Source organism: Candidatus Microthrix subdominans (assembly GCA_016719385.1).
GTDB classification, from domain to species: Bacteria; Actinomycetota; Acidimicrobiia; order Acidimicrobiales; family Microtrichaceae; genus Microthrix; species Microthrix subdominans.
The window spans coordinates 901,616-913,717 of the sequence record JADJZA010000001.1; the positions used below are offsets into that span (position 1 = coordinate 901,616).

Annotated in this window: 10 protein-coding genes; 7 read left to right on the forward strand and 3 right to left on the reverse strand. The window is 69.5% G+C overall.

Annotated features, from left to right (window positions below):
- The first annotated feature begins 63 nt into the window (after positions 1 to 63).
- Positions 64 to 1,674 (forward strand): cysteine--tRNA ligase, encoded by a 1,611-nt coding sequence (locus IPN02_04275; GenBank protein ID MBK9296087.1) that lies wholly within the window; start codon positions 64 to 66, stop codon positions 1,672 to 1,674.
- A 129-nt stretch (positions 1,675 to 1,803) separates the two neighbouring features.
- On the opposite strand, the gene IPN02_04280 is transcribed toward IPN02_04275, so the two are convergent.
- On the reverse strand, positions 1,804 to 2,208 hold the full coding sequence (locus IPN02_04280) for a type II toxin-antitoxin system VapC family toxin (GenBank protein ID MBK9296088.1): 405 nt from the start codon (positions 2,206 to 2,208) through the stop codon (positions 1,804 to 1,806).
- A 58-nt stretch (positions 2,209 to 2,266) separates the two neighbouring features.
- The gene (locus tag IPN02_04285) at positions 2,267 to 2,578 is read right to left on the reverse strand and encodes a type II toxin-antitoxin system prevent-host-death family antitoxin (GenBank protein MBK9296089.1); all 312 of its coding nucleotides are present in this window, start codon (positions 2,576 to 2,578) and stop codon (positions 2,267 to 2,269) included.
- A 169-nt stretch (positions 2,579 to 2,747) separates the two neighbouring features.
- Between IPN02_04285 and IPN02_04290 the strand changes: the two genes are divergently transcribed.
- The 6 genes from IPN02_04290 to IPN02_04315 all read left to right on the forward strand — a co-directional run bounded on the left by IPN02_04290 (position 2,748) and on the right by IPN02_04315 (position 9,514).
- Positions 2,748 to 3,863, forward strand: coding sequence for an acyl-CoA/acyl-ACP dehydrogenase (locus tag IPN02_04290; GenBank protein MBK9296090.1), 1,116 nt, complete (start codon positions 2,748 to 2,750; stop codon positions 3,861 to 3,863).
- A 71-nt stretch (positions 3,864 to 3,934) separates the two neighbouring features.
- On the forward strand, positions 3,935 to 4,378 hold the full coding sequence (locus IPN02_04295; GenBank protein ID MBK9296091.1) for a hypothetical protein: 444 nt from the start codon (positions 3,935 to 3,937) through the stop codon (positions 4,376 to 4,378).
- Between the two features lie 45 nt (positions 4,379 to 4,423).
- Entirely contained in the window at positions 4,424 to 4,642 is a 219-nt protein-coding gene (locus tag IPN02_04300; protein MBK9296092.1) for a hypothetical protein, read from the forward strand.
- Positions 4,643 to 4,772: 130 nt separating this feature from the next.
- Positions 4,773 to 5,531, forward strand: a complete 759-nt coding sequence (locus IPN02_04305) for an alpha/beta fold hydrolase (GenBank protein ID MBK9296093.1) — start codon at positions 4,773 to 4,775, stop codon at positions 5,529 to 5,531.
- A gap of 109 nt (positions 5,532 to 5,640) precedes the next feature.
- Positions 5,641 to 8,385 carry a pyruvate dehydrogenase (acetyl-transferring), homodimeric type gene (gene aceE, locus IPN02_04310; GenBank protein ID MBK9296094.1) on the forward strand — a complete coding sequence of 915 codons (2,745 nt, stop codon included), beginning with the start codon at positions 5,641 to 5,643 and terminating at the stop codon, positions 8,383 to 8,385.
- A 1-nt stretch (position 8,386) separates the two neighbouring features.
- Positions 8,387 to 9,514, forward strand: a complete 1,128-nt coding sequence (locus tag IPN02_04315; GenBank protein MBK9296095.1) for a ribonuclease HI — start codon at positions 8,387 to 8,389, stop codon at positions 9,512 to 9,514.
- A gap of 163 nt (positions 9,515 to 9,677) precedes the next feature.
- On the opposite strand, the gene IPN02_04320 is transcribed toward IPN02_04315, so the two are convergent.
- A complete protein-coding gene (locus IPN02_04320) occupies positions 9,678 to 11,981 on the reverse strand; it encodes a molybdopterin-dependent oxidoreductase (protein MBK9296096.1) in 2,304 nt (767 codons plus the stop codon).
- Positions 11,982 to 12,102: the final 121 nt, after the last annotated feature.

The window sequence follows — 12,102 nt, forward strand, 5'->3', positions numbered from 1 at the left end:
TCGTCGCTCAACCGGCTCCTGCCGTCGATGATCGACCGGCGGGAGCTGGGCCATGATGGTGCCATGGCCCCTCCCACCGACCCGGCCGCCCCGTTGGGCGCCGCTGCGCCCGCTGCCCTGGCCGACCTTCGCCTGCACGACACGCGCCGGCGCAGCATCGAGCGCTTCGAGCCGATCGATGCCCCCCACGTCGGCATCTATACCTGCGGCCCCACCGTGTATGCGCCTCAGCACCTGGGCAACATGATCAGCCAACTGACGCCGGACCTGTTGCGGCGGGTGCTGCTGGTCGCCGGGTACGACGTCACTTACGTCACCAACATCACCGACGTCGGGCACCTGACCGACGACGGCGACGACGGCGACGACAAGGTCGAAGCTGCGGCGAAGCGCACCGGGCGGACCGCCGCCGAGATCGCGGCCCACTACACCGAGCAATGGGCCACCGACCGCCGCCTGCTCGGCTGCCTCGAACCCGACGAGCTGCCCCGGGCGGCTGCACACGTCGCCGAGCAGATCGAGATGATCACCATGCTCGAGTCCGGCGGGCACGCCTACGTCATCGACGACGGCGTCTACTTCGACATCGCCACGTTCCCCACCTACGCCGACTTCGCCGGGCTCAACGTGGCCGCCCAGACCGGCAGCGGACGGGTGGACAACACCGGCGCCAAGCGCAACCCGGCCGACTTCGCCCTGTGGAAGTTCACCGCCCCAGGGGTCACCCGCCAACAGGAGTGGGACTCGCCGTGGGGTCGGGGCTTCCCCGGCTGGCACATCGAGTGCTCGGCGATGTCGAGGCGCTACCTGGGCGACTCGTTCGACATCCACACCGGCGGCATCGACCACATCGGCGTGCACCACACCAACGAGGTGGCCCAGAGCGAGTCGGCGCTGGGCGTGCACCCTTGGGTTCGGTTCTGGGTGCACAACGAGTTCCTCAACCTGTCCGGCGCCAAACTCTCGAAGTCGGCGGGGCACGTGCTGACCGCCGACACCCTCATCGAGCGGGGTTACGACCCGCTGGCGTTCCGGTATCTGTTTCTCACCGGCCACTACCGCCAGCAAAAGGACTTCACCTGGGAGGCGATGGACCAGGCGGCCGCCGCCTTCAGGCGGTTGTCCAAGGTTGCGGCGACCGGCCGTGCCCAGGCGCTGGGCCCCGACGGCGGAGGCGAGGCGCCGCCTGAGGGGGCGCCGACGGCACAGGCGGCGGATGCGTCCGATCTCACGGTGGCGGAGCCGTCCGATCTCACAGCGGTCCAGCTGCCGGTCGGCGCCGCCGCCTACCTGGACGACCCGGCTGTGGCCGGGTACTCCACCCGAATCTGGGAGGCGCTGGCCGACGACCTGGCGGCCCCACGGGCGCTGGCGGTGATCTGGGAGGCCGTGCGGGACGAGGCGCTGAGCTCAGCGCAGCGGTGGGCGCTGCTCGCCGACGCCGACCGCGCCCTGGGCCTCGGCCTGGCCGCTGCGGTCGATCCCGACGAGGCCGCCGACGCCACCGGGTCGGACCAGCGGATCGACGAGTTGCTCGCCGAGCGGGAGGCGGCGCGCGGCGAGCGGAACTTTGCTCGAGCGGATGAGATTCGAGACCTGCTTGCGACCGAGGGAGTAGCGATCACCGACACCGCCGACGGGGCCACCTGGCGGCGGACCTCCGGAGACGGCTGAGCGCCCCGGGCGACCCGCACCTGGCGGACCGAACCTGGCGTGCCGGGCCGCTCGCCGTCGCCCGCCCAACGGTTGAGTCGGTTCTCGGGAGTCTTCGGTTCTCGGGAGTCTTCGGTCCCTGGGGGAGCTTCAGTCCTCGGGAATCGAGAAGCCCAGAGCCAGCGCCACCGGGATCTGGGCCGGGTCGAACGTCAGGTAGGTGATGGGCCTTGGCAACCGGTCGGCGGCGGCCAGGTGCAGCGCATCGACGGTGCGCAGGGGTTGGGTGCGGCCCAGCTCGGCGGCGCGGTCCAGGCACTTGCGGTCGAGGGGTACGACGGCGCAGCGCTCCCAATCGTCTCGCAGGGAGCGACGCAGCTCGTCGGAGCGCTCGCCGTCGAGGCCCAGCCGGTCGATCAGCATCATTGCCTCGCTCAGCACCAGCGCCGAGGCGCACCAGTCCGGATCCGCGGCCATGGCACGCAGCGCCACCGCGTGGGTGGGGCCCTCCAGGTAGCGGGCGAGCAGGCCGGTCGTGTCCATGGCCAACGTCATGTGGGCCTCGCCGGCCGGGTCTCGTCCTGCAAGAAGGGCTGTGCATGCCAGGTGAAGTTCATCGGCCTCGCACCTCGCGGACGAGGGTGTCGAGGCGAACCCCGGCCCAGGTGGGCACGGTGATCGACGGCTCGGGCCGGTCGGCGCGGCGCGGCGCATCCACGTCGCCCCGGGCGATCAGGTCGGCCAGCGTGGGCGGGCCGGCGGTCGGCTCGACCGGGCCCAGCTGGGCCACCGGCCGTCCCGCCACCGTGATCACCACCCGCTCGCCCGCACCGGCACGCCGCACCAGCGCCGCCAATTCGCTGCGCAGCCGCCGCACCCCGATCTCGATCGTCCCGGCGGGGCGGGTTCCATCACCCTGATCCATGCGGTCACGCTATCCGCCCGGCTGACTATGGCGTACACAGATGTACACACACCGAGATGACACGGCGGCCGGCACGCGATCACACTGGTCCCAACACCACATGACCACACCGCACCGCTCGGATGGCGAACACGCCATCGACGAGGGGTCGTGACCCAGGGGGACATCCATGAACTTCGCCTTCTCCGAAGAGCAAGAGGAACTGCGCAAGGTCGCAGCCGACTTTTTGACCAACAAAAGCAGCGAGGCCGAGGTCCGCCGCCTGATGGAGACCGAGGACGGCTACGACCCGGCGGTGTGGAGCCAGATGGCCGAGCAGTTGGGATTGCAGGGTCTGGCGATTCCCGAGGAGTTCGGCGGGTCGGGGTATTCCTATGTCGAGCTGTGCGTGATCTTTGAGGAAATGGGCCGCCGCCTGCTGTGTGCGCCGTTCTTCTCGACGGTCGCCCTGGCCGCCAACGCGCTGTTGCAGTCTGACGACGCCGCCGCCAAGGCCGAGTACCTGCCCGGGATCGCCTCGGGCGAGACGATCGCCACCGTGGCCTTCACCGAGGAGAACGGCCGCTGGGACGAGTCCGGCATCGAGATGGAGGCTGCCGCCTCTGACGACGGCCACACTCTGACGGGTACCAAGAGCTACGTCATCGACGGCCACCTCGCTTCGTTGATCATCGTCGCTGCCCGCACCGCCGAGGGCGTCAGCCTGTTCGCGGTCGACGGTGATGCCTCCGGGCTGACCCGCACGTCGCTGTCGACGATGGACCAGACCCGTAAGCAGGCCAAGCTCGACTTCGATGCGACGCCGGGCAAGCTGATCGGCGCCGCTGGCGGAGGCTGGCACACGCTCACCAAGATGCTGCAGCTGGCGGTGGTCGCCCTCGCTTCCGAGCAGATGGGCGGCGCCCAGGAGTGCCTCGACTCCGCCGTGCAGTACGCCAAGGACCGGGTGCAGTTCGGTCGGCCGATCGGCTCGTTCCAGGCGATCAAGCACAAGCTGGCCGACATGCTGCTCGAGGTGGAGTCCGGTAAGTCGGCCGCCTACTACGCCGCCTGGTGCGGTGCGGAGATGAACGACGAGCTGACCTCGGTGTCGTCGCTGGCCAAGGCCTACTGCTCGGAGGCCTACTTCCACACGACCGCCGAGAACATCCAGATCCACGGTGGCATCGGCTTCACCTGGGAGCACCCGGCCCACCTGTACTTCAAGCGGGCCAAAAGCTCCGAGCTGCTCTTCGGCGACCCGACCTACCACCGGGAACTGCTCGCTCAGGCGATCGGCATCTGAACGCTCCGGTAGCGTGAGCGCGTGAACGTGTTCGGTCCCACCGGTCGTCCAATTTCGACGGGAGCAACGCGATGATCGCCCTCTTTTGGGTGCTGTGCGCGCTGGTGTCCTTTGTGATCGCCGCGGTGGCGGTCGGGTCGGTCACCGGCGTGCAGGCCCAGCGGCCGATGCGGGCGGTGTACGTGGTCGAGGACGCGGTCGACTACGTCGCCGATCACCTGCCGCCGGACGTGGCCGCTCAGATCAGCTACGACGACGTGCGGGCGGTGATCGAGGCCCACATCGCCTACATGTCCCGGCGCGGGTTGGCCTCGCCCCGCACGTTCGACACGGTGGCCGACGACCTGGTCGTCGTCGACGAGGACGAGCCGCTGGCCTGGGTGCTCGGCGAGGTGGAGGACCGCGACCTGAGCGACGAACAGGTGGTGATCGTGCTGCGCGCCGAGGGGGAGTTTCAACGCAGCATCGGGGCGGTCGGCTCGGCGCTCGGCGACGACCCCGTTGGCGACGAGTAACCTTCGCCCAAAACCCCGCTCGGCACCGTTGGAGGAGCTTGCGCCATGGAGCGTCCCAAGCAGTTTTCTGAGAATCAGTACGTCGGCGACAAGCGCACGCAGGTCGTGTACGACGTCGATGCCATCTCGGGCGCCGACGAGGCGTTGATCACCGAGCTGATGACGGCCGAGACCTACATCTGTTTCGGTCCCGACACGTTGGCGGAGGCCCACAACCGGGGCTATCGCCCCTACGGCGGACGCAGGGCGACGGCATCGAGCTGATCGGTCGGGGAGCCGCTGCCGTGTGCACTTCGAGCAGAGCCGCTTTCCCGTGGAGTCGGGCCTCCCCGCAGGTACTCGATGCCACGAGGTCGCTCGACCGGGCCGGGCTGGCGGTCAACGGAGCTGGGCCGTGGCCTGGCTGAGGTTCAGCTCGGAAGGGCTGTCGCTGGCCGGGTATCTGGCAGCGCCGGCCGGTCCACGGCCGTCGGATCACGGGGTCGTGCTGTGCCACGGCTACCCCAACAAGGGTCGCGGTGCCGAGAACTCCGGTAAATCATTCCCCCAGCTGGCCGATCGCCTCAGCGAGTCCCTCGGGTGGCCGGTGTTGACGATCAACTTCCGGGGGTGCGCCAAGTCGGAGGGCGACTTCTCCCTCGACGGTTGGCAGCACGACATTGCCGCCGCCATCGACGAGGTGGCCGCTTTGGGCATCGCCCACGTGTGGCTCGTCGGGTTCGGCACCGGCGGTTCGCTGTGCATTTGCGAGGGAGCGTCCAACCCCAAGGTGGCGGGCGTTGCCGCCGCCGGATCCCCGGCCGACTTCGACGACTGGGCCAAACACCCCCGCGACCTGCTGGAGCACTCCCGGCTGGTCGGGGTGATCCGCGACGACGACTTCCCCGCCGATGAGGACGCCTGGGGGCGTGCCCTGCGCTCCACCCGCCCATTGGACCGGGTGACCGAACTGGCCTCCCGGCCGCTGTTCTTGTTGCACGGTTCGGCCGACGAGGTGGTGCCGGCCGTCGACCCGCTGGCGCTGGCCGACGCCCACGGCACCGCCGAGTTTCGCCTGATCGAGGGGGCCGGGCACGAGTTGCGCCACGACCCCCGGGCGGTGGCGATGCTCACCGGCTGGCTGTCGCGCACCTCCCGGTCGCTGCAGTCCTAGTCGGGTACACCAAACGCAGCGGTGGACCCTCCGACACTCTGGTTCGTGGACCCACTCCCAAGCCGAGCGCCGTAGTCTGGCCTCACGCCCGCAACGACGAGGAGTTCCGATGCTCAACGATGCGTTCTCGCACCAGCTGCCCGACATCGACCCTGGCGAGACCCAGGAATGGCTCGATTCGCTGGAGGCGGTGGTCGAGCACCGGGGCAAGGCGCGGGCCCGATACCTGCTTGCCCGTCTGGGTGAGGCGGCGCATGCCGGTCAGCTGGGGGTGGCGGCATCGGTGTGGACGCCCTACATCAACACGATCCCCACCGACGTTCAGCCGTGGTTTCCCGGCGACTTCGAGATGGAGCGGCGCATTCGGGCATTCATCCGTTGGAACGCGGTCGCGATGGTGATCCGCGCCAACCGGGCCTCGCCGGGCATCGGCGGACACCTGGCCACCTATGCATCCTCCGCTGCGCTCTACGAGGTGGGCTTCAACCACTTCTTCCGGGGACAGGCCGACGGTACGCCCGGCGACCACGTCTACATCCAAGGTCACGCCTCGCCGGGCATCTATGCACGCGCCTTCCTCGAGGGTCGCTTCGACGAGGCCGACCTCGACCGTTTCCGCCTCGACATCGACACGCCCGACCGTTCGGGGCGGGGCCTGACGAGCTACCCCCACCCCCACATGATGGGTGACTTCTGGCAGTTTCCCACCGTGTCGATGGGCCTGGGGCCGATCAACTCGATCTACCAGGCACGCTTCGATCGGTACCTGCACAACCGGCGCATCGACGACACGTCCAACTCGCGGGTGTGGGCCTTCCTTGGCGACGGTGAGGTCGACGAGCCCGAGACCCTGGGGGCGATCAACCTGGCCGCACGCGAGGGCCTCGACAACCTCACCTGGGTGATCAACTGCAACCTGCAGCGTCTCGATGGGCCGGTGCGCGGCAACAACAAGATCATCCAGGAGTTGGAGGGTGTCTTCAGGGGGAACGGGTGGAACGTCATCAAGGTTGTCTGGGGGGCCGCTTGGGACGAGCTGTTGGCCAATGACGTCGACGGGGTGTTGCTCGAGAAGATGAACACGACGGTCGATGGTGAGTTTCAGCGCTACGCCACCGAATCGGGTGCCTACATCCGCGAGCACTTCTTCGGGCCGGATCCCCGGCTGCGCAAGCTGGTCGAGCACCTGTCCGACGAGGAACTCCAGAGCCTGCCCCGCGGCGGCCACGACTACTCCAAGGTGTACGCCGCCTACCGGTCGGCCACCGAGATGGCGGGTGCCCCGACGGTGATCCTGGCCAAGACGGTGAAGGGTTGGGCGCTCGGGTCGAAGGTCGAGGGCCGGAACTCCACCCACCAGATCAAGAAGATGGACACCGAGCAGCTGCGCGAACTGCGCCAACGTCTGCACCTCGAGTCCGACGTCTCGGAGGAGGCGATCGCCGACGGTGATCCGCCGTACCTGCGTTTCAGCGAGGATTCGCCCGAACACCGCTACTTGATGGAACGTCGGCGCAACCTGGACGGGCCGCTGCCCGCCCGCTCGCTGCCCGTGCGTCGCGGCCTCGGTGCAGTGGAGGACCACACGTGGGACGAGCTGCTGTCGGGTTCGAACGGCCAGCAGGTGTCGTCGACGATGGCATTCACCCGGCTGCTGCGCAGCTTGGCCCGGGATCAGACGGTCGGTGATCGGGTGGTGCCGATCGTGCCCGACGAGGCCCGGACCTTCGGGATGGACGCGCTGTTCCGCGAGCTGGAGATCTACGCCGCGCAGGGTCAGCGCTACGAGCCGGTCGACCACCACCTGTTGTTGTCCTACGTCGAGTCGGCCCAAGGCCAGATCCTCGAGGAGGGCATCACCGAGGCCGGGTCCATGGCGTCGTGGACCGCCGCGGCAACCTCCTATGCCACCACCGGCGTGCCGATGCTGCCGTTCTTCATCTTCTATTCGATGTTCGGCTTCCAGCGGGTCGGCGACCTGATCTGGGCCGCCGGCGACGCCCGGGCTCGCGGGTTTCTGCTTGGGGCGACCGCCGGTCGCACCACGCTTGAGGGCGAGGGGCTCCAACACACCGACGGGCACAGCCAACTGCTCGCCTCGACCGTGCCCAACTGCCGGGCCTACGACCCGGCGTTCGCCTGGGAGATGGCCCTGATCATCAAGGACGGCCTCGCACGGATGTACCCGGCGTCGACCGCCGGCGACCCCGCCGGCGGCGAGGACGTCTTCTATTACCTCACCCTGTACAACGAGAACTACGAGATGCCGCCGGCCCCCGAGGCCGAGGGCGGCATCGAGCAGCTGACCGAGTGGGTCACTCGCGGGTTGTACCGCAGCCATGCCGCCCCCGAAGCGACCCACCGCGGGTCGGTCCTGTACTCCGGCACGGGTTGGTCGGCGGCCGTCGAGGCTCAGCGGATCCTGGCGGAGGACTACGACGTCGGGGTCGACCTGTGGTCGGCCACCTCCTACAACGAGCTGCGTCGGGAGGCGCTGGCAGTCGAGCGGTGGAACCGACTGCATCCGGAGTCGCCCGAGCGGACGCCGCTCATTACCGAGCTGCTGTCCGAGGGCGAGGGGCCGGTGTTGGCGGTCTCGGACTTCCTGTCGTCGTGGGCCGATCAGGTGGTCCGCTGGGTGCCCCGGCCGTTGACCGTGCTGGGTACCGACGGATTCGGACGCTCCGACGACCGCGCCCACCTGCGGCGCTTTTTCGAGACCGACGCCGCCCACGTGGTCGTCGGTGTGCTGTCGGCCATGTCCCGCAGCGGGACGATCGAGGCCTCGCTGGCAATGAAGGCGATCGACCGCTTCGGCATCGACGCCGACGTCGATCCGCCCTGGACCCTCTGACGTGGTTCGCGTCTGGACCGACGGGGCCTGCCTCGGCAACCCGGGCCCCGGCGGTTGGGGGTGGGTGGACGAGCGCGGCGAGTGTGACTCCGGAGGCGAACGGGGCACGACCAACCAGCGCATGGAACTCCAAGCGGCGCGTCAGGCGGTGGCGGCGCACCCCGGTGCGGTCGAGGTGGTGTCCGATTCCAAATACGTCGTGTCGGCGTTCAACGAGGGGTGGATCGACGGCTGGCTGCGCCGGGGCTGGAAGAACTCCAAGAAGGAGCCGGTGGCCAACCAGGACCTGTGGAAGCCGTTCGTCGACGAGGTGGCTGCGCACGGCCAGGTCACCTTCAGCTGGGTGAAGGGCCACGCCGGCGATCCGATGAACGAGGAGGCCGACCGGTTGGCCACCGAGGCGGCTGCAACGGTCGCCGCCGGAGGCTCCAACTCCGCCGGCGGAGCCAACTCCGCCGGCGGAGCCAACTCCGCCGCCGCCGGCTCTGCTCCCGCCGCGGTGGCAACGATCATCGCGGTCTCCGAATCGGGAGGCGGGTCTTCCGCCGACGGAGCAGGCTCCGATCCCGCCAGCGTCGATGCCTCAACGGCTGTCACCACCGATGAGGCGCCGACCGGTCGCAGCGCCGATCGGCGCGCCCCCGATGGGTATCGCTATGCCGTCTCCGGCATCCGTCGACTCGACGCCCGGTCGTTGGCGGCGGCGCGCAGCCAGCTGGCCAAGATCCTTTCCGCCCAGGGCGAGTTTCATCCCGACCTGGTTGTGCTGTCCGGGTTGCGCCCTGGGCCCGAAGCGATCGGAGCGCAGGTGGCCCTCGACGCCGGGATCGCCGTGGTGGCGGTGTTGCCGTGGCCCGACCCGCAGGCGACGCTGCGTTCGGCCGACCGCTCCGCGTTCGCCGAGTTGCTGGGGCGGGTGGCCGACACGGTCGTGCTCGAATCGAAGGCCCCGTCCGACGCCGACGGTCGCAGCCAAGCGCTGGCTCGACGCGACGGCTGGCTGGCCAAGGTGGCCGACGGGGCGCTGCTCGTCCGACGGGGCGACACGACCGAGGGTCGGGCGCTACTGCGCCGCTTCGGCCGTCTGGGTGACGAGGTGTGGGACCTCGACCTGTCCGCCCTTCCGTAGCCGATCTCCGGTCTGGCTTCGTCCCCCGGGCCCCCTCAGTAATCACACCCACGGTCCAACTGGGTGTGATTGCTGTGGGACGGGCCACAGCAATCACACCCAGAGGCGGCTTGGGTGCGATCGCTGTGGGCGGCCATCCCTTCCGTCCGAGCGTGGATCGACCTCAGGCCCGGGCGACCTCGACGGGGATGCCGGACAGCACGGCGGTGCCGGTGATCGCCTCGACGTCGTCCTCGTCGGTGAGCAGGTTGGAGTTCACCCCGGCGCGCTCGTTGGCCACCGCCAGCCGGGTGCCGGGCTGGTTGTGGCCCCAGCCGTGGGGGAGCGACACCACTCCGGGGGCGATGTCCTCGGTCAGCTCCACCGGTACCTCCAACTGGCCTACCCGCGACGACACCACGCACAGCTCGCCGTTCGTCAGCCGCAGCGGCGCGGCATCGTCGGGGTGGATGTGCAGGGTGCAGCGCTCCTTGCCCTTGACGAGCACCTCGACGTTGTGCATCCAGGAGTTATTGGAGCGCAGGTCGCGACGCCCAACCAGGACGAGGGAGCCGTCCTCCCCGTCGTCGAGCAGTGCGGTGAGTCGCCGCACGTCGGCAACGATCTCGGGAGGTGCGGCCTCGATCCGCCCGGACGGGGTGCGCAGCACCTCGGGCAGGCGAGGCTGAAGCGGGCCCAGGTCGACCCCGTGGGGATGGGCCTCCAGCTCGTTCAGGCTGAGCGGCTGAACCGAGATGGGACGGCCCTCCTCGTCGAGCCCCAGCGGCACCGGCTCGGTGACGGCGCCGAAGGCATCACCGTACGGGCCAATCCGCAGCATCAGGTCGAGCATGCGCTCGGGTCCGGTGCGGGGAGCCAGCTCGGCGAGCAGATCGGTGGCGTCCCGGCCGTGCACCGGCCCGGTCTCGTCGGCGACGGCGGCGCCGACCAGAGTGGTGATCATCAGGTCGTCCACGTCGGCCGGGTCGGCCTCGGGTCCCAAGCCCTGAGCAAAGGCTGCCAGCCGGGCCAGGATCTCCCACTCCTCGGGCGTGTCGGGGTCGCGCTCCATGACGGGTGGGGAGTAGTTGGCCACGTTGCGCACGGCCAGCTGGGTGAAGGCCAGGTCGTAATGGGGTCGCTGTATCGGCGAGGGCGGGGGCAACACGATGTCGGCGTGGCGGGTGGTCTCGTTGACGTAGGGGTCGACCGAGATCATCAGCTCCAGGTGTTCCATCGCCGCCTCGAGGCGCGCCGAGTTGGGAGTCGACAGCAGCGGGTTGCCGGCGACCGTGATCAGCACCTTGATCTGGCCGGGGCCGTCGGTGTCGATCTCCTCGGCCAGCGCCGCCACCGGCAGCTCGCCCATCGTCTCGCCCAGGCCGCGCACCCGGGAGGCGAAGCGGCCGATGCGCACGCCACGACCGACGCCGGGGGTGCCCCGGGTGTTGGCGGCGCCGGCGGCGGCCTTGGTGAACATCGCGCCGCCGGCTCGGTCGAGGTTGCCGGTGCACAGGTTGACCAGATCGACCAGCCAACTGGCCAGCGTGCCAAAGCGTTGGGTGGTGGTGCCGATGCGGCCGTAGACCACCGCCGACTTGGCGTCGGCGAGCTGCGCCGCCAACGAGCGGATCTCGTCTGGGCTCACCCCAGAGCGGACGGCGACCGACTCGGGGGTGAACGCCGCCAGCGAGGCGATGGCCTCGTCGAGGTCGACGGTCCACTCCCCAGCGTGGCCCGGATCGACCCGACCGGTTCGCGCCAGTTCGGTGACGACCGCTGCGAGCAACAGCGCATCGGCCCCGGGGCGGATGGCCAGGTGGGTATCGGCTGCCCGCGCCGTCTTGGTGCGGCGCGGGTCGATCACCACCACCCGGCCGCCACGATCGCGTACGGCGGCCAGCCGGCCCGGCCAGTCGGGTGCCGTGGCCAGGCTGCCGTTGGACTCCAGCGGGTTGGCCCCCATGAGCACCACCAGGTCGGTGCGGTCGATATCGGGCACCGCCACCGACAGGGTGGTACCGAACATCAGCCCGGAGGCCACCTCCTTGGGGCGCTGGTCAACCGTGCTGGCCGAGAATACCTTGGGCTTTCCGAGGCCCCGGATCAGCGGCTTGGCGAACAGGGTGCCGTCCAGGTGGTGCACGTTGGGGTTGCCCAGGTAGATCGCCACGCTGTCGCGCCCGTGCGTGTCGATCGCAGTGCGCAGCAACTCCTCAGTGAGGTGCCAGGCCTCGGTCCAGGTGACCGGTTGGGCCGCTCCGGCGGCGGCGCTGCGGGCATTGGGCTGATGCACCGGGGCACGCAAGCGGTCGGGGTCGTCGTGAAGCCGCCCGAGGGTGGTGCCCTTGGGGCACAGATAACCGCCGGAAAACACGTCGTCGCGATCGCCGCGAATGCGGGTCACACGTCCGCCATCAAGCGACAGCTCGAGGCCGCACATCGCCTCGCAGAGCGGACAGGTGGTCACTGCGGTGGAGAGCCCCATCGGTCCATTCAAACCCACGGTGGCGCCATGTGCGTTGAACCTCACTTCGCGTTGTGCATGGGGGACACTGCTGGTCCTGAGCCGTCTGACGGTGGGTTCCGGTGGCGCTCTGGGCACCGGC

Coding starts and splice junctions, on each gene's coding strand:
- IPN02_04320 (MBK9296096.1), bottom strand. CDS start 11,981: ATGGGGCTCTCCACCGCAGTGACCACCTGTCCGCTCTGCGAGGCGATG.
- IPN02_04295 (MBK9296091.1), top strand. CDS start 3,935: ATGATCGCCCTCTTTTGGGTGCTGTGCGCGCTGGTGTCCTTTGTGATC.
- IPN02_04285 (MBK9296089.1), bottom strand. CDS start 2,578: ATGGATCAGGGTGATGGAACCCGCCCCGCCGGGACGATCGAGATCGGG.
- aceE (MBK9296094.1), top strand. CDS start 5,641: ATGCTCAACGATGCGTTCTCGCACCAGCTGCCCGACATCGACCCTGGC.
- IPN02_04280 (MBK9296088.1), bottom strand. CDS start 2,208: ATGACGTTGGCCATGGACACGACCGGCCTGCTCGCCCGCTACCTGGAG.
- IPN02_04275 (MBK9296087.1), top strand. CDS start 64: ATGGCCCCTCCCACCGACCCGGCCGCCCCGTTGGGCGCCGCTGCGCCC.
- IPN02_04290 (MBK9296090.1), top strand. CDS start 2,748: ATGAACTTCGCCTTCTCCGAAGAGCAAGAGGAACTGCGCAAGGTCGCA.
- IPN02_04300 (MBK9296092.1), top strand. CDS start 4,424: ATGGAGCGTCCCAAGCAGTTTTCTGAGAATCAGTACGTCGGCGACAAG.